This is a genomic window from Stutzerimonas chloritidismutans (assembly GCF_020783375.1).
Lineage (GTDB): Bacteria > Pseudomonadota > Gammaproteobacteria > Pseudomonadales > Pseudomonadaceae > Stutzerimonas > Stutzerimonas kunmingensis.
Genome location: NZ_CP086067.1, coordinates 1198654 through 1220128 on the forward strand (window position 1 = coordinate 1198654; position 21475 = coordinate 1220128).

The 21475-nt window shown below is 62.6% G+C and carries 19 protein-coding genes and 5 tRNA genes; 15 read left to right on the forward strand and 9 right to left on the reverse strand.

The window, feature by feature from the left end; all coding sequences use genetic code 11:
• Positions 1–17: 17 nt before the first annotated feature.
• From LLJ08_RS05505 to xseA, 4 genes are all read right to left on the reverse strand, one after another.
• The gene (locus LLJ08_RS05505) at positions 18–1307 is read right to left on the reverse strand and encodes a mechanosensitive ion channel family protein (RefSeq protein WP_014819485.1); all 1290 of its coding nucleotides are present in this window, start codon (positions 1305–1307) and stop codon (positions 18–20) included.
• 76 nt (positions 1308–1383) lie between these two features.
• A complete protein-coding gene (locus LLJ08_RS05510; protein WP_228208405.1) occupies positions 1384–1926 on the reverse strand; it encodes a hydrolase in 543 nt (180 codons plus the stop codon).
• A 23-nt stretch (positions 1927–1949) separates the two neighbouring features.
• Complete coding sequence (locus LLJ08_RS05515; RefSeq protein ID WP_228208406.1) at positions 1950–2774, reverse strand: M23 family metallopeptidase; 825 nt, start codon at positions 2772–2774, stop codon at positions 1950–1952.
• 80 nt (positions 2775–2854) lie between these two features.
• Positions 2855–4231 carry an exodeoxyribonuclease VII large subunit gene (xseA, locus tag LLJ08_RS05520; protein ID WP_228208407.1) on the reverse strand — a complete coding sequence of 459 codons (1377 nt, stop codon included), beginning with the start codon at positions 4229–4231 and terminating at the stop codon, positions 2855–2857.
• 130 nt (positions 4232–4361) lie between these two features.
• Here xseA and LLJ08_RS05525 point away from each other — a divergent pair, with 130 nt between their 5' ends.
• The 5 genes from LLJ08_RS05525 (at position 4362) to tadA (ending at position 10182) form a co-directional block, all read left to right on the forward strand.
• Entirely contained in the window at positions 4362–4913 is a 552-nt protein-coding gene (locus tag LLJ08_RS05525; protein WP_044316105.1) for a hypothetical protein, read from the forward strand.
• 126 nt (positions 4914–5039) lie between these two features.
• On the forward strand, positions 5040–6509 hold the full coding sequence (gene guaB, locus LLJ08_RS05530) for an IMP dehydrogenase (RefSeq protein ID WP_228208408.1): 1470 nt from the start codon (positions 5040–5042) through the stop codon (positions 6507–6509).
• Between the two features lie 110 nt (positions 6510–6619).
• Positions 6620–8200 carry a glutamine-hydrolyzing GMP synthase gene (gene guaA, locus LLJ08_RS05535; protein ID WP_042928273.1) on the forward strand — a complete coding sequence of 527 codons (1581 nt, stop codon included), beginning with the start codon at positions 6620–6622 and terminating at the stop codon, positions 8198–8200.
• Positions 8201–8309: 109 nt separating this feature from the next.
• Positions 8310–9680 carry a multicopper oxidase family protein gene (locus LLJ08_RS05540; RefSeq protein WP_181067603.1) on the forward strand — a complete coding sequence of 457 codons (1371 nt, stop codon included), beginning with the start codon at positions 8310–8312 and terminating at the stop codon, positions 9678–9680.
• A gap of 19 nt (positions 9681–9699) precedes the next feature.
• Complete coding sequence (gene tadA, locus LLJ08_RS05545) at positions 9700–10182, forward strand: tRNA adenosine(34) deaminase TadA (protein ID WP_228208409.1); 483 nt, start codon at positions 9700–9702, stop codon at positions 10180–10182.
• On the opposite strand, the gene LLJ08_RS05550 is transcribed toward tadA, so the two are convergent.
• Both LLJ08_RS05550 and argF read right to left on the reverse strand, forming a co-directional pair.
• Positions 10179–11276: an ABC transporter ATP-binding protein gene (locus tag LLJ08_RS05550; RefSeq protein WP_228208410.1), complete on the reverse strand. Its 1098-nt coding sequence runs from the start codon at positions 11274–11276 to the stop codon at positions 10179–10181. The two genes, tadA and LLJ08_RS05550, sit on opposite strands and share 4 nt — an antisense overlap.
• Positions 11273–12193: an ornithine carbamoyltransferase gene (gene argF / locus LLJ08_RS05555; protein ID WP_014819495.1), complete on the reverse strand. Its 921-nt coding sequence runs from the start codon at positions 12191–12193 to the stop codon at positions 11273–11275. The genes LLJ08_RS05550 and argF overlap by 4 nt, the downstream gene beginning before the upstream one ends.
• Positions 12194–12465: 272 nt before the next feature.
• On the opposite strand from argF, the gene grxD reads away from it, so the two are divergent.
• On the forward strand, positions 12466–12792 hold the full coding sequence (grxD, locus tag LLJ08_RS05560; RefSeq protein WP_014819496.1) for a Grx4 family monothiol glutaredoxin: 327 nt from the start codon (positions 12466–12468) through the stop codon (positions 12790–12792).
• Positions 12793–12981: 189 nt separating this feature from the next.
• A complete protein-coding gene (locus LLJ08_RS05565; RefSeq protein ID WP_031298192.1) occupies positions 12982–13344 on the forward strand; it encodes a VanZ family protein in 363 nt (120 codons plus the stop codon).
• Positions 13345–13427: 83 nt separating this feature from the next.
• Here the strand turns inward: LLJ08_RS05565 and LLJ08_RS05570 are convergent.
• Together LLJ08_RS05570 and LLJ08_RS05575 are read right to left on the reverse strand one after the other, a co-directional pair.
• Positions 13428–13503, reverse strand: a tRNA-Asn gene (locus LLJ08_RS05570).
• Positions 13504–13605: 102 nt separating this feature from the next.
• Complete coding sequence (locus LLJ08_RS05575; protein WP_228208411.1) at positions 13606–14802, reverse strand: amino acid aminotransferase; 1197 nt, start codon at positions 14800–14802, stop codon at positions 13606–13608.
• Positions 14803–15098: 296 nt separating this feature from the next.
• Between LLJ08_RS05575 and uvrB the strand changes: the two genes are divergently transcribed.
• The 7 genes from uvrB to LLJ08_RS05610 all read left to right on the forward strand — a co-directional run bounded on the left by uvrB (position 15099) and on the right by LLJ08_RS05610 (position 20025).
• Positions 15099–17114: an excinuclease ABC subunit UvrB gene (gene uvrB / locus LLJ08_RS05580; RefSeq protein WP_041013219.1), complete on the forward strand. Its 2016-nt coding sequence runs from the start codon at positions 15099–15101 to the stop codon at positions 17112–17114.
• A 154-nt stretch (positions 17115–17268) separates the two neighbouring features.
• The gene (gltX, locus tag LLJ08_RS05585; RefSeq protein WP_228208413.1) at positions 17269–18750 is read left to right on the forward strand and encodes a glutamate--tRNA ligase; all 1482 of its coding nucleotides are present in this window, start codon (positions 17269–17271) and stop codon (positions 18748–18750) included.
• Between the two features lie 166 nt (positions 18751–18916).
• Positions 18917–18992, forward strand: a tRNA-Ala gene (locus LLJ08_RS05590).
• A 74-nt stretch (positions 18993–19066) separates the two neighbouring features.
• A tRNA-Glu gene (locus LLJ08_RS05595) sits at positions 19067–19142 on the forward strand.
• 45 nt (positions 19143–19187) lie between these two features.
• Positions 19188–19263, forward strand: a tRNA-Ala gene (locus LLJ08_RS05600).
• 45 nt (positions 19264–19308) lie between these two features.
• A tRNA-Glu gene (locus LLJ08_RS05605) sits at positions 19309–19384 on the forward strand.
• Between the two features lie 191 nt (positions 19385–19575).
• Positions 19576–20025: an acyl-CoA thioesterase gene (locus LLJ08_RS05610; RefSeq protein WP_046622039.1), complete on the forward strand. Its 450-nt coding sequence runs from the start codon at positions 19576–19578 to the stop codon at positions 20023–20025.
• 13 nt (positions 20026–20038) lie between these two features.
• On the opposite strand, the gene LLJ08_RS05615 is transcribed toward LLJ08_RS05610, so the two are convergent.
• Positions 20039–20293: a hypothetical protein gene (locus tag LLJ08_RS05615; protein WP_042924450.1), complete on the reverse strand. Its 255-nt coding sequence runs from the start codon at positions 20291–20293 to the stop codon at positions 20039–20041.
• Positions 20294–20391: 98 nt separating this feature from the next.
• Here LLJ08_RS05615 and dinB point away from each other — a divergent pair, with 98 nt between their 5' ends.
• Positions 20392–21456, forward strand: a complete 1065-nt coding sequence (dinB, locus tag LLJ08_RS05620; protein ID WP_104096885.1) for a DNA polymerase IV — start codon at positions 20392–20394, stop codon at positions 21454–21456.
• Positions 21457–21475 lie beyond the last annotated feature (19 nt).

Here is a 21475-nt window from a genome sequence, read left to right on the forward strand (position 1 = left end):
TCAGCGCCAACCTACGATTAACTTCTTTCCTCGGCCGGATGTCCTTCCGGTTGCTGCAATGCTGGCGCGCCCGGCTGGCGCAGTGAATCGCGCCAATCGCGTACATCGCCGCCGCTTGGGTGCTGGAATACCCGCAGACCGAATTCCGGCAGGATCGCCAGCAGGTGGTCGAAGATGTCCGACTGGATGGCTTCGTACTGCGTCCACGCCACCGTATTGGTGAAGCAGTAGATTTCCAGCGGCAGGCCGTCCGCAGTCGGGCTCAGCTGGCGCACCATCAGCGTCATGTTCTGGTGCACGCCGGGGTGGGCGCGCAGATAGCGCTCGACATAGGCGCGGAACGTCCCGAGATTGGTCACCCTGCGGGTGTTGACCGGGTCCTGCCCACGCTCGGCGAGCTTGGCGTTCCACTCGTCGATCTCCTTGCGCTTGTTGACCAGGTAATCCTCCAGCAGGCTAAAGCGATACAGCCGCTTGCGCTCGTCGGCATCGAGAAAATGCACGCTTTGCTGATCCAGATACAGGCTGCGCTTGATGCGCCGGCCGCCGCTTTCCTGCATGCCGCGCCAGTTCTTGAACGAATCCGAGATAAAGCGCTTGGTCGGGATGCTGGTGATGGTCTTGTCCCAGTTCTGCACCTTGACGGTATGCAGCGCGATATCGATCACGTCGCCGTCGGCATTGAGCTGCGGCATCTCCACCCAGTCGCCGACGCGGATCAGGTCGTTGGAGGTGATCTGTACGCTGGCCACCAGCGAAAGCAGGGTGTCCTGGAAGATCAGCATCAGCACCGCCGCCATGGCACCGAGGCCGGAGAGCAGGATCAGCGGCGAACGGTCGATCAGAGTGGCGATGATGAGGATGGTCGCGATCGCGTAGATGACGATCTTCACCACCTGCAGATAGCCCTTGATCGGGTGCAGGCGCGCGTCCGGTCGGCGCTGGTAGACCACGTTGATGATGTCGAGCACCGCGCCGAGCGCCAGCGCGATGGTCAGCACGATGAAGCCGCCGCAGACGTTCTGCACCACGGTCACCGCGGCTTCCGGCAGGCCCGGTACGGTCGTCACGCCAAGCGACAGCACCAGTGCGGGGACGATGTTCGACAGCCGCTTGATGATGCCGAAATCCTGCAGTTCGCCATCGCGGGTGTGGCGCAGTAAACGGTAAAGGCCACGCACCAGGATGCGCTTGACGATCCAGTTGGACAGCCAGGCGGCGAAGATCAGCGTGGCACTGGCGAGCAGCGTCTGCAGTTCGGGGTGGGCTCTGAGCCAGTCCAGCCAGCCGGCCAGATCGTCAGACATGTGAATCTCCATTGAGAGGTGAGGGCGCGGCCTTGGCAAATTGCCTTGGCCGCGGCGGCTTGTCGGTGTGGCTGGGTCAGCGGATAAATTCGCGGCTGATACTCTTGAACAGTTCGGTGCCGGCGCGTTCCATCCATTCGAAGGCAACCATCTCCCGCGAGACGATCACCGCGCCGGCCTGGCGCATGCGCTCCAGGGCCAGCGCCTTGTCGCTGGCCCGCCGCGAGCTGACGCCTTCTTCGACGACGAAGACTTCGTTGCCACGGGCGCGCAGGTCCAGCACCGTCTGCAGCACGCACACGTGAGTCTCGCAGCCGCAGATGACGAACTGCGGGCGTTCGCCACCCGGGCGCTGGAACAGTTCGCCGTCGCCGGCCGCGGAAAAATGCAGCTTCTCGACAATGGCGGTCTCGTCGACGTCGTCACGCAGAGCCGAAATCGTTTGGCCGAGACCCTTGCTGTACTGCTCGGTCAGCAGCACCGGTACGCCGACTCGCTGGGCCACCTGCTGCAGCCAGGCGGTGTGCTCGGCCATGGTTTCATTGTCGAGGATGACCGGGAACAGGCGTTCCTGGATGTCGATGATCAGCAGGGTGGAATCCGTCGCTTTGATGCGCATCGCTGTCGTTCCTCTTGATGTGTTCAAGGCTTGTACGCGCCGATGAAGATGGCCGGGTCGACTCGCGCGTCGTTAAGGCTCACGTTCCAGTGCAAGTGGGGGCCAGTGGCACGCCCGGTTGCCCCGACTTTGCCGAGCACCTGACCCCGTGCCAGCTGGTCGCCGACTTTCACACCGATCTCGGAAAGATGGCAGAACATGCTGATCAACCCCTGGCCATGGTCGACGAAGACTGTCTTGCCGTTGAAGAAATAGTCGCCGGTCAGTATGACCTTGCCCGCCGCCGGTGCCTTGATCGGAGTGCCGCTCTTCGCCGCGAAATCCAGGCCCGAGTGCGGGTTACGTTCCTCGCCGTTGAAGAAGCGTCGCAGGCCGAACGGCGACGACAGCGGGCCGTCCACCGGGCGATCAAACAACAGATTGCTTGGCTGGTTGGCGCTGAACTGCCGGTAGGCGCGGGTCTGTTCGTCCAATTCGCGCTCGATGCGCTTGAGGTCTGCCGGATTCGGATTGACCTGGCGCTGGTTCTTCAGCGTGATGTGCTGCGCTCGATAGTCGCGGCTCTCGACCTGGAAGGTTTGGGGACGGCCATCGATCTCCAGCTGCTGCGCGCCCGGCTTCACCGACAGCGGGATGCCGACGATGGCGATCCAGCGTTTGCCATCCTCACGCACCACCAGTGTCGGCTTGCCCTGATAGCGAGCCTGCGGTGCGCTAGCGCCGTCACCTAGCTCGATCACGGCAACACCGCCGGGCACAGGCTTGTTCAGCAGGCGGGTGATGAAGCCCTCGGCATGGGCGCAAAGGGGAAGGGCGAGGCACAACAGCAGGGCGAGAAGGCGTGGCATGAAAGGATCCGCTGGAATAAACGGCCCATCCTCGCGTAAAGCTGCGCTGAGGAAAAGGCTGGCCATCTGGCGTCCGCCGGTCAGAGCAGCGGCAGCGTGACCGGTGCCAGATGATTGTCTTCCACCCGCACCTCCAATTCGCCCTCGCCGAGCCTGGCCTTGAGGCGCTGACCAGGTTGCGTCTGGCTGGCGCTGCGGATCGCCTGGCCGCGCTCGTCGAGCAGAATGCTGTAGCCGCGGCTGAGTGTGGCCAGCGGGCTGACCACATTGAGTGTCTGGGCGAGGCCCTGTAGCTGTTGCCGGCGGCCTTTCAGATTGGCCTGCATCGCCCGCGGCAGACGCGAGGAAAGATGCTCGAGGCGCTGGCGCAACAGATTCAGCGAACGCCCCGGGTGTTGCGCGGCCAGGCGTGTTTCCAGGCGGGCCAGACGCTCCCGGCCGCTGCACAGACGGCGGTCAACGGCGCGCAGCAGGCGCTGCTCTAGGTCGTCGATGCGCTGGGCCTGCTGCTGCAGCCGTTCGCCGGGGTGGCGCAGGCGACGGGTCAGGCCTTCAAGTCGCATGGCGTCACGGTGCAGACGATCACGCATGCGCAGCACCAGACGCTGTTGCAGCCCGCTCAGCCGGTGTTGCAGGTCGGCGCTGCTGGGTGCCAGCAGCTCGGCAGCCGCGGATGGCGTTGGCGCGCGGACGTCGGCGACGAAGTCGGCGATCGAGACATCGGTTTCGTGGCCCACGGCGCTGACAATCGGCGTGACACAGGCATCCACCGCGCGCGCCACCGCTTCTTCGTTGAAGCACCATAGGTCCTCCAGCGAACCGCCGCCGCGAGCCAGGATCAGCGCATCGAAGCCCTGAGCATCGGCCAGCTGCAGTGCGCGGACGATCTGCCCGGTGGCTTCGCGACCTTGCACGGCGGTGGGGATCAGCGTCAGCTCGACCTGCGGCGCGCGGCGTTTGAACACCGAGATGATGTCGCGGATCACCGCGCCGGTCGGCGAGCTGACGATGCCGATGCGCCGCGGGTGGGCGGGCAGGGCGGCCTTGCGTTCGGCAGCGAACAGGCCTTCGGCGCTGAGCTTTTCCTTGAGTGCCTCGAACGCCAGGCGCAGCGCGCCGTCGCCGGCTGGCTCCAGCGTATCGAGAATCAGCTGGTAGTCGCCGCGTCCCTCGAACAGCGAGACCTTGCCGCGTACCCGCACCGCCAGGCCGTCGCGCAGGGCCTGGCGAACCCGCGCCGCGTTCTGCCGGAACAGCGCACAGCGCACCTGGGCGTTCTTGTCCTTGAGCGTGAAATAGATGTGGCCGGAAGCCGGGCGGGCGAGGTTGGAAATCTCGCCTTCGACCCAGACCTGGGCGAACACGTCCTCGAGCAACAGGCGGGCGCGACCGTTGAGCTGACTGACGGTCAGCACTTCGCGATCGAGATTGAGACGCTGGAAAGGATCTTTGAGCATGGCGGCGATGATAAGCCGGGCGCGGCCAGGCGGAAACCGAATCTGCTTCGCGTCCGTACAGCGGGCCTTGACCGGCCAATGGGTGGCGCTAAGCTGCGCGGCCTTTCTTCATCTCCCGTTCCGAGCCGCCATGAGCCACAGTCAAGCGATCATCGTGCCGCGCATTTCCACATTCCCAGCGCACGAAGCCAAGGCGCGCATGATTCTGCGCTGGCTGGCCGAGCGGCGCATCGTCGAGGCGCTGCCGACCACCTGCGGTCGCGGCGTTGGCGGCATGGGCTACGCTATCGCTTCCGGCGCGCGCAGTGTCGTGCAGCATCCGGAACGCTTGCCTTTTGGCGAGGCCATCAACGGCCTTGAAGTGGTGACCAAGCGCTGCATCTATACGCCAACACGGGATTTCGCCGAGGAGGCAGGCTGCCCCGAATGCCGTCGCGAGATTGGCGAGGCGTTGTTTGAAAGCCTCGACGAGTGGATGCCTAAGCAGACCGACAATTTCACCTGTCCGGAATGTGGCTTCGAAGACGACATCAACGGCTTCCTGTTCATTCCGGCGTGCGGCTTTTCCAATCTCGGCTTTATCTTCAATGGCTGGGGCGAGGCCGGCCTTCGCCAGTCGTTTCTCGATGAATTCGCCGAACGCCTGGGCTTCAAGGTGGCGCTGGTGATTGATCGGCCGTGACCGATCGGTCATTTCGGCGATGCCGCGCATTTCGCCGTGCGCGACGCGCCTCACATCCGCATTGAGCGTGAAGGGGTGCGTGGGTATAATGCCGCGCTTCCTTTTTCCCGCCTGGGAGCCCCCGCCATGCTGCGTATCAGCCAAGAAGCCCTGACTTTCGATGATGTTCTCCTGATCCCGGGATATTCCGAGGTTTTGCCGAAGGATGTCAGCCTGAAGACCCGTCTGACCCGCGAAATCGAGCTGAACATTCCGCTGGTTTCCGCGGCCATGGACACCGTCACCGAAGCGCGCCTGGCCATTGCCATGGCTCAGGAAGGCGGCATCGGCATCATCCACAAGAACATGAGCATCGAGCAGCAGGCTGCCGAGGTGCGCAAGGTCAAGCGTCACGAGACCGCCATCGTTCACGATCCGGTCACCGTCACGCCGGAAACCAAGATCAGCGAGCTGCTGCGCAAGGCGCATGAACTGGGCTTCTCCGGCTTTCCGGTAGTGTCCGGCAAGGAGCTGGTCGGCATCGTCACCGGTCGAGACCTGCGCTTCACACCCAATGCCGGCGACTCCGTCGCAGCGATCATGACGCCCAAGGACAAGCTGGTCACCGTGCTCGAAGGCACCGCCCTGGAAGAAATCAAGACCGAGCTCTACAAGCACCGCATCGAGAAGATGCTCGTGGTAGACGGCAATTTCCACCTGCGCGGCCTGGTCACCTTCCGCGACATCGAGAAAGCCAAGACCTACCCGCTGGCCTCCAAGGACAGCCAGGGTCGTCTGCGCGTCGGCGCAGCGGTCGGTACCGGCGTCGATACCGGTGAGCGCGTCGAAGCGCTGGCCGCTGCCGGTGTCGACGTGGTGGTGGTGGACACCGCTCACGGTCACTCCCGCGGCGTGATCGACCGCGTGCGCTGGGTCAAGGAGAATTTCCCGCAGGTGCAGGTGATCGGCGGCAACATCGCCACCGCCGAAGCCGCGCTGGACCTGGTCAAGGCCGGCGCCGACGCGGTCAAGGTTGGTATCGGCCCGGGCTCGATCTGCACCACCCGTATCGTTGCCGGCGTCGGCGTACCGCAGATCTCTGCCATCGCCAACGTCTCCGCCGCGCTGGAAGGCACCGGCGTGCCGATGATCGCCGACGGTGGCATCCGCTTCTCCGGTGACCTGTCCAAGGCCATCGTCGCTGGCGCCAACGCCGTGATGATGGGTTCGATGTTCGCCGGTACCGAAGAAGCGCCGGGCGAGATCGAGCTGTTCCAGGGCCGTTCCTACAAGGCTTACCGCGGCATGGGTTCGCTGGGAGCCATGTCCCAGGCGCAGGGCTCCTCGGATCGCTACTTCCAGGATTCCGCCGCCGGTGCCGAGAAGCTGGTGCCGGAAGGTATCGAAGGCCGCGTACCGTACAAGGGCTCGCTGGCGGCGATCATCCATCAGCTGATGGGCGGCCTGCGTGCTTCCATGGGCTATACCGGCAGCGCCACCGTCGACGAGATGCGTAGCAAGCCGCAGTTCGTGCGCATCACCGGTGCCGGCATGGCCGAGTCGCACGTGCATGACGTGCAGATCACCAAGGAAGCCCCGAATTACCGAGTGGGTTGATCCGCTCAGCTAGACAGGCGCCGGAAGCTGGCAGCGGGAGCGGGGAGAAATCCTGGCTTCGGCTTCCAGCTTCCGGCTTTCAGCTTCAGGCTCTTTCCGAAGGAAAGCTCATGGCTCACCAAGACATTCACGCCCACCGCATCCTGATCCTCGACTTCGGTTCCCAGTACACCCAGCTGATCGCCCGCCGCGTGCGCGAGATCGGCGTGTATTGCGAGCTGCATCCGTGGGACATGAGCGAGGACGACATCCGTGCCTTCGCGCCACGCGGCATCATTCTCGCCGGCGGCCCGGAGTCGGTTCACGAGGCAGGCAGCCCGCGCGCGCCGCAGGCCGTGTTCGATCTCGGTGTGCCGCTGTTCGGCATCTGCTACGGCATGCAGACCATGTCCGAGCAGCTGGGTGGCAAGGTGCAGGGCTCCGACGTTCGCGAGTTCGGCTATGCCCGCGTCGATCTGGTCGGCAAGTCGAAGCTGTTCGACGGCATCGAAGACCACATGGATGACGACGGTGTGTTCGGCCTCGACGTCTGGATGAGCCACGGCGACAAGGTGACCACGCTGCCGGAAGGTTTCCATATCCTCGCCAGCACGCCGAGCTGCCCGATCGCAGCCATGGGTGACGACGACCGCCGTTACTACGGCGTGCAGTTCCATCCGGAAGTGACCCACACCCGCCAGGGCGGCCGCATCCTTTCCCGTTTCATTCTCGACATCTGTGGCTGCGAAGCGCTGTGGACGCCGTCCAACATCGTCGAAGACGCCATCGCCCAGGTGCGCGCTCAGGTCGGTGATGCCAACGTGCTGCTCGGCCTTTCCGGCGGTGTCGATTCGTCGGTGGTCGCGGCGCTGCTGCACAAGGCGATCGGCGACCAGCTGACCTGTGTGTTCGTCGACAACGGCCTGCTGCGCCTGCATGAGGGTGACCAGGTGATGGCCATGTTCGCCGAGAACATGGGCGTCAAGGTGATTCGCGCCGACGCCGAGGCGCAGTTCCTCGGTAACCTCGAGGGCGAGGCCGATCCAGAGAAGAAGCGCAAGATCATCGGTCGTACCTTTATCGACGTGTTCGATGCAGAAGCCAGTAAGCTGGACAACATTCAGTTCCTCGCCCAGGGCACCATCTACCCCGACGTGATCGAGTCGGCCGGCGCCAAGAGCGGCAAGGCCCATGTGATCAAGTCGCACCACAACGTCGGCGGCCTGCCGGAGGAAATGAACCTCAAGCTGGTCGAGCCGCTGCGTGAACTGTTCAAGGACGAGGTGCGCAAGATCGGCCTGGAACTCGGCCTGCCCTACGACATGGTCTACCGTCATCCTTTCCCGGGTCCTGGCCTGGGCGTGCGTATCCTCGGCGAAGTGAAGAAGGAATACGCCGACCTGCTGCGTCGCGCGGATCACATCTTCATCGAAGAGCTGCGCAACTTCGACTGGTACCACAAGACCAGCCAGGCCTTCGTGGTGTTCCAGCCGGTGAAATCGGTCGGTGTGGTCGGCGACGGCCGCCGCTACGCCTGGGTCGTCGCGCTGCGCGCGGTGGAAACCATCGACTTCATGACCGCACGTTGGGCGCACCTGCCTTATGAGTTGCTGGAAAAGGTGTCCAACCGCATCATTAACGAAATCGAAGGCATCTCCCGCGTGACCTACGATGTGTCGAGCAAGCCGCCGGCCACCATCGAGTGGGAATGATCTGAAGCAATGAGGGCAGCCCAGGCTGCCCTCATGCTATGCGCAGCCTCCGCAGAGAGGCGCGCCGAGCCTGATGGGCCCATGAATTCGGACTGGCTGGAGCCCATGCATGTCCTTTACCCGTAGACAGATTCTCACCGGCCTGGCCGGTCTTGGTGTCGTCGGTCTCGCCGGCAGTGGCGCGCGCTACTGGCTCGGTCGCCCGGCCGACATCACCACTCATGACTACGAACTGATTGCCGCCCCGCTGGACGTGGAGCTGGTGCCTGGTCACGTCACGCCTGCCTGGGCCTATGGCGGGCAAGCGCCCGGCCTGGAGCTGCGTGGCCGTCAGGGCGACTGGCTGCGGGTGCGCTTCATCAACAATCTGCCCGAGCCCACCACCATCCATTGGCATGGCATTCGTCTGCCGCTGGAAATGGACGGCGTGCCCTATGTATCGCAGCTGCCGGTTTTGCCCGGCGAGTTCTTCGACTATCGCTTCCAGCTGCACGATGCCGGCAGCTTCTGGTATCACCCGCACACCAGTAGTGCGGCGCAGCTGGGGCGTGGGCTGGTCGGTCCGCTGATTGTCGAGGAGCGCGAACCGAGCGGTTTCAGGCACGAGCGCACGCTCAATCTGAAAAGCTGGCACGTCGACAAGCAGGGTGCGTTCACCGAATTCAGCGTGCCGCGCGAAGCGGCCCGCGGCGGTACGCCAGGTGTGCTGTCGACGGTGAACGGCACGCATGCGCCCACGGTTGAGCTACCAGCCGGGCAGGTCGTGCGGCTGCGGCTGCTGAATCTCGACAACACGCTGACCTATCGGCTGAATCTGCCGGAGGGCGAGGCGCGTATCTATGCGCTCGATGGACATCCAGTCGCTCCGATGCCGTTGGGCAAGGAATACTGGCTTGGGCCGGGCATGCGTATCGACCTGGCGCTGAAGGTGCCGGAGGTCGGCACGGAGCTGTCCTTGCGCAATGGTCCGCTACGGCTGGCGACGCTGCGCTCGGTAGCCCATGATGAAATCGCTAGCGACTGGCCGCCGGCGTTGCCGGCCAATCCCGTGGCGGAGCCGGATCTGCAACGCGCGGAAACCCTGCGCTTCAATTTCGAGTGGGCTGGTACCCTGTCGGCCGACGTCGAGCAGGGCGGCGCCTATACCTTCTGGCAGATCAACGGCCAGGCTTGGGACATCAATGACAAGACCTGCGCCGATCGCCCGATTGCGACGCTGAAGAAGGATGGCCATTACATCTTCGAGCTGCGCAATCTCAGCCAGTACCAGCATCCGATCCATCTGCACGGCATGACCTTCAAGGTGATTTCGTCCAGTCGCCGCAAGATCGATCCCTGGTACACCGATACTTACCTGCTGGGCAAGAACGAAACGGCCCGTATTGCACTCGTCGCTGATAATCCGGGTGTCTGGATGTTCCATTGTCATGTCATCGACCACATGGAAACCGGGTTGATGGCGGCGATCGAGGTGGTATGAGAAAGGGCAGGGCGCAGCAGTGAGAAAACCGCAGATCATTGACCGCAGCCAGGACGAGCACTTCATGCGCGAAGCCCTGGTGCTGGCGGCGCAGGGCACGGCCTTGGGCGAGGTGCCGGTGGGCGCGGTGCTGGTGCAGGGCGGCCAGATCATCGGGCGTGGCTACAACTGCCCGATCTCGCAGCACGACCCCAGCGCCCATGCCGAGATGGTCGCGGTGCGCGATGCGGCGCAGGCGCTGCAGAACTATCGGCTACCCGGCGTTACGCTCTATGTCACGCTCGAGCCGTGCAGCATGTGCGCAGGTCTTATCGTGCACTCGCGTATTCAGCGTGTCGTTTACGGCGCTGTCGAGCCAAAAGCCGGCGTGGTGGTCAGCCGCGGCAAGTTCTTCGAGCAGGACTTTCTCAATCACCGGGTGCTGGTCGAGGGTGGTGTGCTGGCCGAGGAATGCGGAACGGTACTCAGCGAGTTCTTCCGCCAGCGCCGGCAGAAAGCCTAGCGAGCCACGCCGGCCAGTGGCAGGGTTTCATGGGCGGCAATACTGCCCTGGGCCGGGAACACCACCAGATGATCGGCCGCAATGGCGATACCCACTTCCTGCCCAGTCGGGTAGTCGGCATGGCTGGTGAAGATTGCCACCAGCTGATTGCCTGTGGGCAGCTGCAGCCGGTATAGCGTCGATGCGCCAAGAAAGGTCTTGCCGACGATCAGCGCGCGCAGCGGGCTCTCCGGTTTGTAGATGATGTCGTCCGGGCGCAGCAGCACGTCGACCGAGCTGCCGGCGGGCCAGGTGTAGGCCCGGTTGCCGCGAATCGTGCCGAGCTCCGTCTGTACGGTTTCCGGGTCGAGCAGTTGCCCGCGAATGAAGTAACCCTGGCCGATAAAGCTCGCAACGAAGGGTGTCAGCGGTTCGTGATAGAGGTTGAAGGGGGTATCCCACTGCTCCAGGCGACCATCCTTGAACACGCCAACCTGATCGCTGACAGCGAAGGCTTCTTCCTGGTCATGAGTGACCAGGATTGCGCTGGTATTACGCGCCTTGAGGATCTCGCGCACCTCATGGCTGAGGCGTCGGCGTAATTCAACGTCAAGGTTGGAGAAGGGTTCGTCGAGCAGCAGCAATGCGGGTTCCGGTGCCAGGGCTCGAGCCAGCGCTACGCGCTGCTGCTGCCCCCCAGAGAGCTCATGGGGGTAGCGTTTGCCGAGGGCCGACAGGTGCACCAGTTCGAGCATCTCGGAAACGATGCGTGAGTAGTCAGGCTGCTTGCGAATCCCGAAGGCTATGTTCTCTGCCACGGTTAGATGCGGGAACAGTGCGTAATCCTGGAACACCATGCCGATGCGGCGCTTCTCCGGTGCCAGGGTAAAACCGGCGCGGGAGATAACCGCATCTGCCAGCTGAATTTCGCCCTGGTGTACAGGCTCGAATCCGGCTATGGCGCGCAGTGTGGTGGTTTTGCCGCAACCGGACGGGCCGAGCAGGCAGCCGATGTCGCCGCGGTTCAGATGCAGGTTGAGGTGCTGGACGATGCTCTGCTCGCCGTAGCCGCAGGCCAGGTCACGCAGTTGCAGCAGCGGCGGCTCGTGTTTCATGCGTGGTGGTAGGCCGGCTCGACGAGAAACTCCAGCAGCGCCTTCTGTACATGCAGGCGGTTCTCGGCCTGATCCCAGGCAACGGAGCGCGGATCGTCGAGCAGGTCGTGGCTGATCTCCTCGCCGCGGTGGGCCGGCAGGCAATGCATGAACAGCACGTCCTCGGCCGCGCAATCAAGCAGAGCGCGGTCCACCTGATAGGGACGGAACGTGGCCAGGCGCGCTGCGGCTTCGTCTTCCTGGCCCATGGAGGCCCAGACGTCGGTGCTGATCAGGTGTGCGCCTGCAGCCGCTTCGCGCGGATCACGCATTACCTGCACGCGATCACCGGCGCGCGCCATCAGTTCGGCGTCGGGCTCGTAGCCCTCGGGGCAGGCGACCTTGAGCTGGAAGTCGAACTGGATGGCGGCTTCTATATAGGTATTGCACATGTTGTTGCCGTCGCCGATCCAGGCCACAGTCTTGCCGGCGATGCTGCCGCGGTGCTCATGGAAGGTCTGCATATCGGCCATCAGCTGGCAGGGGTGCAGGTCATCGGAAAGACCGTTGATGACCGGCACGCTCGAGTTGGCGGCAAAGTCAGTGAGGGTCGAGTGGGCGAACGTGCGGATCATCACCGCATCGAGCATGCGCGACATGACGATGGCCGAATCGCTGATCGGCTCGCCGCGCCCGAGCTGGGTGTCGCGCGGGGACAGGAAGATCGCCTGGCCGCCGAGCTGGATCATGCCGGCTTCGAACGACAGTCGGGTGCGGGTCGAGGCCTTCTCGAAGATCATGCCCAGCACGCGATTCTTCAGGGGTTCGAACAGGACGCCGCGCTCGCGCAGATCCTTCAGCTCGATGCCGCGGCGGACCAGGCTGTTCAGCTCCTGGGGCGTGCAGTCCATCAGTGAGAGAAAATGCCTTGCGCTCATATCAACTACCTTTATTGCCGCAGCGCGATCCAGTGCTTTTCGACAGAAAAAGGGGACCGACGACTGGGGGTCGCACGGGGAGCGACGAAACGGGAAAGGCGCGATCTTATCCAGAAAGCGAGCATAGGCGCAAATCCGCAGCCCACGGCCTCCGGTGGGCTGAATCGCCGTGCTGACGGCCTTTGCGCCGCAACAAAGCCGAGTCCTCCGCTCGGCTTTCCCATGCTTTTTCCGTTACAATGCGCGGCAACCGTGTCTAGCCGAGGTACTCCATGGATATCATCGAAACCATCAAAGAACAGATCGCCAACAACCCGGTGCTGCTTTACATGAAGGGTTCGCCCAACGCCCCGCAGTGCGGTTTTTCCGCTCGCGCGACCCAGGCGGTAATGGGCTGTGGCGAGAAGTTCGCTTATGTCGACATCCTGCAGAACCCGGAAATTCGTGCCAGCCTGCCGACCTATGCCAACTGGCCGACCTTCCCGCAGCTGTGGGTGAATGGTGAGCTGGTCGGTGGCAGCGACATCATCCTCGAGATGTTCGAGAACGGCGAGCTGCAGACTCTGATCAAGTCCGCTGTCGGCAAGACCGAGGCCTAAGCCCGGTCTGACCGCATAGGCTTTGCTGATGCCCGCATCGAAGGATGCGGGCATTTTTTTTGTGCCGCTCTGCTGAATAACGCCGCTCGGCTGACGCGTTGATCTTTATGGTCTTTCCCGGGTCAGAGGTCGCGGTGAGGGTGTTTCCCTCTGTTCTGTTTGAACCCTTGAAGTGAGAGACGCCACCTGATGCCCTATATGCGAATGCTGCCCTTTCTGATCGTGCTGGCGGTCGTCCTGTTCAACGGCTTGAAGCCGGAACCGGTACCTCAGCTGTTCGATCAGCAAGACAAGCTGCATCATCTGCTGGGTTTCGCCGCGCTGGCGTTCACCCTTCGTCTGGCGTTCCCGCGGGTGCCATTCCTGTGGGGGCTGGGTCTGACAGTTATTGCGGCACTGTCGATCGAGATCGGGCAGGGCATGCTGCCTTATCGGACCGCCTCGCGCTGGGACATGCTGGCCAATGTGTTGGGCGTGCTGCTGGGCTGGGGCTGCTCGGTTGTGGCGCAGGGCTGGTGGCGTCAGCGGCTGGGCGAGCCGCTGACCGAGTAGGAAGCGAATAACCTGGGACGCAGCCCCTGGTGAGAGTCCAGCGGCAATAAAAAAGCCCCGGTATTAACCGAGGCTTTGAAATTTGGCTCCGCGACCTGGACTCGAACCAGGGACCCAATGATTAACAGTCATTTGCTCTACCGACTGAGCTATCGCGGAACAACGGTGCGTATCCTACTGTTTGCAAAAGAGAAGTCAACCCTTTGCGCCGCTAGGAACGACGCCGCGCCCGGGGTCTGAGAGGGCCCCGGGCGGCTGGAGTCAGAGCACCTGAACGATGGCGTCAGTGACGTGACCGATGTTGTTGCGGTTCAGTGCGGCGGCGCAGATTCGACCGGTGCTGATGGCGTAGACGCCGAACTCGACACGCAGTCGCTCGACCTGCTCGGCCGTGAGGCCGGAGTAGGAGAACATGCCCCGCTGGGCGGCAACGAAACTGAAGTCCGTCTTCGCGCCTTTGGCCGCTAGTTGCTCGACCATGCTCAGACGCAGCTCGCGGATGCGGCTGCGCATCTCGCCCAGCTCCGCTTCCCACATGGGGCGCAGTTCCGGGCTGTTGAGCACCGCGGAGACGATCGTGGCGCCGTGGGTCGGCGGGTTGGAATAGTTGGTGCGGATCACGCGCTTGACCTGCGACAGTACGCGAGCCGACTCCTCGCGGCTCTGGGTGACCATCGACAGCGCGCCGACGCGTTCGCCGTACAGCGAGAAAGACTTGGAGAACGAGCTCGAAACGAAGAAGGTCATGCCCGACTCGGCGAAAAGGCGCACGGCGGCGGCGTCCTCTTCGATGCTGTCGCCGAAGCCCTGGTAGGCGATGTCGATGAACGGCACGTGATCCTGGGCACGCAGCACGTCGAGAATCTGCTTCCAGTCATCCAGGTTCAGATCGACGCCGGTCGGGTTGTGGCAGCAGGCGTGCAGCACGACGATGGAGCGGGGTGGCAGGTTCTTCAGGTCCTGCAGTAGGCCGGGGCGATCGATGCCGTGATTGCTCGCGTCATAGTAGCTGTAGTTCTGGACCGGGAAGCCGGCCGACTCGAACAGCGCGCGATGGTTTTCCCAGCTCGGGTTGCTGATGGCTACCACGGCGTCCGGCAGCAGGCGCTTGAGGAAGTCTGCGCCGACTTTGAGTGCGCCGGTTCCGCCGAGCGCCTGGGTAGTCACCACCCGGCCTTCGGCGATCAGCGGAGAATCGTTGCCGAACAGCAGCTTCTGTACGGCAGCATCGTAAGCGGCAATGCCCTCGATCGGCAGATAGCCGCGGGGCGCGTGGGCAGCGATGCGGGCATGCTCCGCTTCGACCACGGCGCGCAGCAGTGGAATGCGACCTTCTTCGTTGTAGTAGACACCGACACCGAGGTTGACCTTGTTCGGCCGCGTGTCGGCGTTGAAGGCTTCATTGAGGCCGAGGATAGGATCGCGCGGCGCCATTTCGACAGCAGAGAACAAACTCATGGTGAGGGGGCTCGAAAGAGAAGAGTGACTAGATTCACCACCCTCGCGTCGGCGCGCAGGGTGATGCGCAAACGGGGCGGTAGTATAGCGGTCAAGCCTGTTGCCTGCGATATGCTACCGAGGTTTTCTGATCACTTTCGGTGCGTTTTGCGTACTGGAAAGATGGGCGGTTTCTCGGCTCTGCGCGCCCATCGCTGGTGGCGGATTTCAGGATCCGCTGGCTGTCGCGCCAAACCGCTGGATGGCTGTTCGAAAGTCCGGCTGCCAAGCTCGCACATGTTACCTAGAGAGGCGAAATGTCCAAGTTCGAACTGGTCACCCGTTTCAAGCCGGCCGGCGATCAACCGGAGGCCATTCGGCAGATGATCGAAGGCATCGAGGCGGGGTTGTCGCACCAGACGCTGCTGGGCGTTACGGGCTCGGGCAAGACCTTCAGCGTCGCCAACGTCATCGCCCATGTGCAGCGGCCTACGCTGGTGCTGGCGCCGAACAAGACGCTGGCCGCGCAGCTCTATGGTGAGTTCAAGGCGTTCTTCCCGAACAATGCGGTCGAGTATTTCGTTTCCTACTACGACTACTATCAGCCGGAAGCCTATGTGCCGTCGTCGGACACCTTCATCGAGAAGGATGCATCGATCAACGATCACATCGAGCAGATGCGTCTGTCGGCAACCAAGGCGCTGCTGGAGCGCCCGGATGCGATCATCGTCACCACTGTGTCGTGCATCTACGGTCTGGGTGATCCCCAGTCATACCTGAAGATGGTCCTGCACGTCGATCGTGGTGATCGGCTCGATCAGCGCGAGCTGCTGCGCCGGCTGACTGGCCTGCAGTACACCCGCAACGACATGGATTTCGCTCGTGCGACCTTCCGTGTGCGCGGCGACGTGATCGATATCTTCCCGGCGGAATCGGATCTCGAAGCGGTGCGTATCGAGCTGTTCGATGATGAGGTGGAGAGCCTGTCGGCCTTCGATCCGCTGACCGGGGAGGTGATCCGCAAGCTGCCGCGCTTCACCTTCTATCCCAAGAGCCACTACGTGACGCCGCGGGAAACCCTGCTCGACGCGATAGAGAAGATCAAGGACGAGCTGCGCGAGCGGCTCGATTACCTGCGCAGTCAGAACAAGCTGGTGGAGGCGCAGCGGCTCGAGCAGCGCACGCGTTTCGATCTGGAAATGATCATGGAGCTGGGTTACTGCAACGGCATCGAAAACTACTCGCGCTATCTGTCCGGGCGCGATGCCGGCGAGCCGCCACCGACGCTGTTCGATTACCTGCCGGCCGACGCGCTGCTGGTGATCGACGAGTCCCACGTGTCGGTGCCGCAGGTCGGCGCGATGTACAAGGGCGACCGCTCGCGCAAGGAAACCCTGGTGGAGTATGGCTTCCGTCTGCCATCGGCGCTGGATAACCGGCCGATGCGCTTCGACGAATGGGAGGCGATCTGCCCACAGACCATCTTCGTCTCCGCGACACCCGGACCTTACGAGGCCGAACATGCTGGCCGCGTGGTGGAGCAGGTCGTGCGTCCGACGGGCCTGGTCGATCCGCAGATCGAGGTGCGTCCTGCACTGACCCAGGTCGACGATCTGCTGTCGGAGATTCGCAAGTGCGTGGTCAAGGAGGAGCGGGTGCTGGTCACCACGCTGACCAAGCGCATGGCCGAGGACTTGACCGACTACCTGAGTGATCACGATGTGCGCGTGCGCTACCTGCATTCGGACATCGATACCGTGGAACGGGTCGAGATCATCCGCGACCTGCGGTTGGGCACTTTCGATGTGCTGGTGGGCATCAACCTGCTGCGCGAAGGCCTGGATATGCCTGAGGTGTCGCTGGTGGCGATCCTCGATGCGGACAAGGAAGGCTTCCTGCGTTCAGAGCGCTCGCTGATCCAGACCATCGGCCGCGCGGCGCGCAATCTCAACGGTCGCGCGATTTTGTATGCCGACAACATCACCGGGTCCATGCAGCGCGCCATGGACGAAACCGAGCGGCGGCGCAACAAGCAGATTGCCTTCAACGAGGCCAACGGCATCGTGCCCAAGGGCGTGAAGAAGGACGTGCAGGACATCCTCGAAGGCGCAACCGTACCGGGCTCGCGCAGCAAGAAGCGGCGTGGCGAGGCGAAAGCGGCGGAGGAGAGTGCGCGTTACGAGAACGAACTGCGTTCGCCGAGCGAGATCACCAAGCGGATTCGTCAGCTGGAAGAGAAGATGCTGAGTCTGGCGCGCGATCTGGAGTTCGAGGCGGCCGCCGAGGCGCGCGACGAGATTCACAAGCTGCGCGAGCGCTTGTTGCAGGTCTAGCAAGCTATTCTGGCGGATCGACCGTTTCGGCCTGTCCCAGAGCGTCTCCTTCGGGACGCTCTCGCTCTGCTTCCCGGTGTTCGGCTGGAGCCGGCTGCGCAGCGCCTGCTAACATTCGTCCCTTTCCGTATGTCCCTACCGTCCGAGAGCACTCATGACCACGGTTCGCACCCGCATCGCGCCATCTCCGACCGGCGATCCCCACGTCGGTACTGCCTACATCGCGCTGTTCAACCTGTGCTTCGCCCGACAGCACGGTGGCCAGTTCATCTTGCGCATCGAGGATACCGATCAGGTGCGCTCGACCCGTGAATCCGAGCAGCAGATCTACGATGCGCTGCGCTGGCTGGGCATCGAATGGGACGAGGGTCCGGACGTTGGCGGTCCGCATGGCCCGTACCGGCAGAGCGAGCGCGGCGAGATCTACAAGAATTACTCGGACGAGCTGGTCAGCAAGGGTCATGCGTTCCCGTGCTTCTGCAGCAGCGAGCGCCTGGATCAGGTGCGTGCCGAGCAGATGGCGAACAAGGAAACGCCGCGTTATGACGGCCATTGCATGCACCTCGATCCGGCCGAAGCTCAGCGTCGCATCGCTGCTGGTGAATCCCATGTAATTCGGATGAAGGTGCCGAGCGAAGGCGTGTGTCAGGTCAACGACATGCTGCGCGGCACCGTCGAGATCGGCTGGGACCGCATGGACATGCAGGTGCTGATGAAGGCCGATGGCCTGCCGACCTACTTCCTCGCCAACGTGGTCGATGACCACCTGATGGGCATCACTCATGTGCTGCGTGGCGAAGAGTGGCTGCCGTCGGCGCCCAAGCTGATCAAGCTGTACGAGTACTTCGGCTGGGAGCAGCCGCAGCTGTGCTACATGCCGCTGCTGCGCAATCCCGACAAGAGCAAGCTCTCCAAGCGCAAGAATCCGACTTCGGTGACCTTCTACGAGCGCATGGGTTTCCTGCCACAGGCGATGCTCAACTACCTCGGGCGCATGGGTTGGTCGATGCCTGACGAGCGCGAGAAATTCACGCTGAACGAGATGATCGAGCACTTCGACATCAATCGCGTATCGCTCGGCGGACCGATCTTCGATCTGGAGAAGCTTTCCTGGCTGAACGGCCAGTGGCTGCGGGAACTGCCGGTCGAACAGTTCGCTGCCGAAGTGCAGAAGTGGGCATTCAATCCGCAGTACATGATGCAGATCGCGCCGCACGTGCAGCAGCGCGTGGAAACCTTCAGCCAGATTGCGCCATTGGCTGGCTTCTTCTTCTCCGGTGCATTGCCGCTCGACCCCGCATTGTTCGTGCACAAGAAGCTCGATGCGACGCAGGTGCGCCAGGTTATGCAGCTGATTCTGTGGAAGTTGGAAGCACTGCGCCAGTGGGAAAAGGAGCGCATCACCGCGTGCATCACCCAGGTGGCGGAACATCTAGGCTTCAAGCTGCGCGATGTGATGCCGCTGATGTTCGCCGCCATCACCGGGCAGGCCAGTTCGGTATCGGTACTCGACGCGATGGAGATTCTCGGCCCGGATCTGACGCGCTTCCGCCTGCGCAACGCACTCGAGTTGCTCGGTGGCGCGTCGAAGAAGGAAGCCAAGGAGTGGGAGAAGCTCGCGGCGTCGATTGTCTGAGTGCGGGGCAGGGGCGGTGCTTGTGACCAGCATCGCCCCGAGGTGGTGGCGTTACCATTCGTCGGTGGTAAGTAGTTGTTCCTAATGCCAAAAAAACTTCGGCCCGTTGGAAATTGTTGTTGACACTACCTGGGGGCGCCCCTAATATGCGCCCCGTCCTCGAGATGGGGCTATAGCTCAGCTGGGAGAGCGCTTGCATGGCATGCAAGAGGTCGACGGTTCGATCCCGTCTAGCTCCACCAATCTCGAAGAGCAGAATTTGCCACCAGCTTGTATTTGCCGCATAAGCGATACAGGTTGCGCTTGAAGGGTTTGCGTCCCCTTCGTCTAGTGGCCTAGGACACCGCCCTTTCACGGCGGTAACAGGGGTTCGAGTCCCCTAGGGGACGCCATTATTAAGCGATGTTCGACATCGCGCGTCGAGAGACGATAAATCCGGGGCTATAGCTCAGCTGGGAGAGCGCTTGCATGGCATGCAAGAGGTCGACGGTTCGATCCCGTCTAGCTCCACCAATCACGGCTTGTCGATTGATTGTTCGGCAGGTTTGCGAAGGTTTCGTCCCCTTCGTCTAGTGGCCTAGGACACCGCCCTTTCACGGCGGTAACAGGGGTTCGAGTCCCCTAGGGGACGCCATTTTTATTGCCCGTTTTGGGCTTCAAGGGGTCATCTTTCATGAGATGGCCCTTTTTGTTTTGCGTGGTCGAAAAGTCGGTTGAGTCGCACTGCGCTGAATGTCTTGTCATTGCTCGCAGCAACAGGCGTGACTCGTCGCGGCGGCTGCGGTTTCATAGGTCATCGCAAACGGCCAACGAGGCTTGCAACGAATGAGCTGGGATCAGGCGGACGCGTTTACCATCGACCTGCAGGTGCAGTCCGAGCATATCGACGAGCTGGGCCATGCCAACAATGCGGTCTATGTAACCTGGCTGGAGCGGTGTGCCTGGCAGCATTCGCAGAGTCTGGGATTGGGCATCGACGACTACCGCCGTCTCGATCGGGCGATGGCAGTGCTGCGGCATGAGATCGACTATCTGGCCGCGGCCTACGAAGGCGATCTGCTGCAGTTGGGAACCTGGATTTCCGAATCCGATCAGCGTTTGAAGATGAAACGCAATTTCCAGCTGATCCGACCGGCCGACGGCGCTACGCTGCTGCGCGCGCAGACGACTTTCGTTTGCATCGAGCTCTCCAGCGGGAAACCCAAGCGCATGCCGCCGGAGTTCATCGACGGCTACGGTAAAGCCCTGGTTCAGCCGTACCCGCTGGAGCTTTGACGAAGCTGGTTGCTCAGCCGCGCTGCTCGGGCTTCATGACGTCGCTCTCGCGGCGCTTCTCGGCATCCTCGCGCCAATCTTCCTGGATTTCCTCTTTCATTTTCGGGTCGGCGCCGCCATCTTCGTTCTCGCGAACCATTCCCTCGCCTTTCTTTTCCTGCTGGATGTTGGTGCCTTGCGGCTGAGTGTTCATCATGTCCTGGTCGGCCAGCGCAACCGCGGAAAACAAGCTGCCCAGTGCGATGATGCCTGCGTACAAGATTTTCATCTGAACCTCCGGCTATCGGGTGATAAAGGACTTACCATCTCAATAACCGACCTGCTGCGCTGAAGATTCGTTCACTCCTGTCCGGTGCCCTGTTTTCCGTGAGTCAGTCCACCCTTCGCAAGATCATCCATATTGATTGCGACTGCTTTTACGCCGCGATCGAGATGCGCGACGACCCCAGTCTGGCTCGGCGGCCGATCGCAGTTGGTGGCGCTGCGGATCGGCGCGGGGTCATTGCTACGTGCAACTACGAGGCGCGTGCATATGGTGTTCGCTCGGCCATGGCGTCCGGGCACGCATTGAAGTTGTGTCCTGATCTGCTGATCCTGCGGCCCCGCATGGATGCCTACCGGGAGGCTTCGCGTGAGATCCATAACATCTTTCGCACCTACACCGAGCAGATCGAGCCGCTGTCGCTGGACGAGGCTTATCTGGACGTCACTGCCTGCGAGCATTTTTCCGGTAGCGCCACGCGTATTGCCGAGGACATCCGGCGTCGGGTCTGGCAGCAGCTGCGCATCACGGTGTCGGCGGGTGTTGCTCCGAACAAGTTTCTCGCCAAGATTGCCAGCGAATGGAATAAGCCCGACGGCCTGTTCGTCATTACCCCGGCACAGGTCGACGATTTCGTACAGGCGCTGGAGGTCAAGCGGCTGCATGGTGTTGGTCGCGTCACCGCTGAGAAGCTCGGCCGGCTCGGCATCCGCACCTGTAGCGACTTACGCGAGTGGCGCAAACTGGATCTGGTCCGCGAGTTCGGCGCGTTCGGTGAGCGGCTCTGGGGGCTGGCGCGCGGCGTCGATGAGCGGTCGGTGCAGGTGGAGAGTCGGCGCCAGTCGGTGAGCGTCGAGCAGACCTACGACAAGGATCTGCCAGACTTGGCGGCGTGCCTGGAGCGTCTGCCGGAGCTGCTGCAGCAGTTGGCTACCCGCATGGCGCGCCTCGACAACGGCTATCGACCCGGCAAGCCCTTCGTAAAGCTCAAATTCCATGACTTCACCCAGACCACAATGGAGCAGGCTGGCGCCGGACTCGAAATCGACGACTACGCCGATCTGCTCGCCATCGCCTTCTCCCGTGGTGCGCGGCCGGTTCGGTTGATTGGCGTCGGCGTGCGGTTGGTCGATCTGCGCGGTGGTTTCGAGCAGCTCACTCTGTTCTAAGCGCGCCAGTTTCCTTTTC

Bases quoted from the DNA above. Each gene is read 5' to 3' on its own strand.
- LLJ08_RS05505 (WP_014819485.1), bottom strand. From the start codon at position 1,307: ATGTCTGACGATCTGGCCGGCTGGCTGGACTGGCTCAGAGCCCACCCC.
- LLJ08_RS05510 (WP_228208405.1), bottom strand. From the start codon at position 1,926: ATGCGCATCAAAGCGACGGATTCCACCCTGCTGATCATCGACATCCAG.
- LLJ08_RS05515 (WP_228208406.1), bottom strand. From the start codon at position 2,774: ATGCCACGCCTTCTCGCCCTGCTGTTGTGCCTCGCCCTTCCCCTTTGC.
- xseA (WP_228208407.1), bottom strand. From the start codon at position 4,231: ATGCTCAAAGATCCTTTCCAGCGTCTCAATCTCGATCGCGAAGTGCTG.
- LLJ08_RS05525 (WP_044316105.1), top strand. From the start codon at position 4,362: ATGAGCCACAGTCAAGCGATCATCGTGCCGCGCATTTCCACATTCCCA.
- guaB (WP_228208408.1), top strand. From the start codon at position 5,040: ATGCTGCGTATCAGCCAAGAAGCCCTGACTTTCGATGATGTTCTCCTG.
- guaA (WP_042928273.1), top strand. From the start codon at position 6,620: ATGGCTCACCAAGACATTCACGCCCACCGCATCCTGATCCTCGACTTC.
- LLJ08_RS05540 (WP_181067603.1), top strand. From the start codon at position 8,310: ATGTCCTTTACCCGTAGACAGATTCTCACCGGCCTGGCCGGTCTTGGT.
- LLJ08_RS05550 (WP_228208410.1), bottom strand. From the start codon at position 11,276: ATGAAACACGAGCCGCCGCTGCTGCAACTGCGTGACCTGGCCTGCGGC.
- argF (WP_014819495.1), bottom strand. From the start codon at position 12,193: ATGAGCGCAAGGCATTTTCTCTCACTGATGGACTGCACGCCCCAGGAG.
- grxD (WP_014819496.1), top strand. From the start codon at position 12,466: ATGGATATCATCGAAACCATCAAAGAACAGATCGCCAACAACCCGGTG.
- LLJ08_RS05565 (WP_031298192.1), top strand. From the start codon at position 12,982: ATGCCCTATATGCGAATGCTGCCCTTTCTGATCGTGCTGGCGGTCGTC.
- LLJ08_RS05575 (WP_228208411.1), bottom strand. From the start codon at position 14,802: ATGAGTTTGTTCTCTGCTGTCGAAATGGCGCCGCGCGATCCTATCCTC.
- uvrB (WP_041013219.1), top strand. From the start codon at position 15,099: ATGTCCAAGTTCGAACTGGTCACCCGTTTCAAGCCGGCCGGCGATCAA.
- gltX (WP_228208413.1), top strand. From the start codon at position 17,269: ATGACCACGGTTCGCACCCGCATCGCGCCATCTCCGACCGGCGATCCC.
- LLJ08_RS05610 (WP_046622039.1), top strand. From the start codon at position 19,576: ATGAGCTGGGATCAGGCGGACGCGTTTACCATCGACCTGCAGGTGCAG.
- LLJ08_RS05615 (WP_042924450.1), bottom strand. From the start codon at position 20,293: ATGAAAATCTTGTACGCAGGCATCATCGCACTGGGCAGCTTGTTTTCC.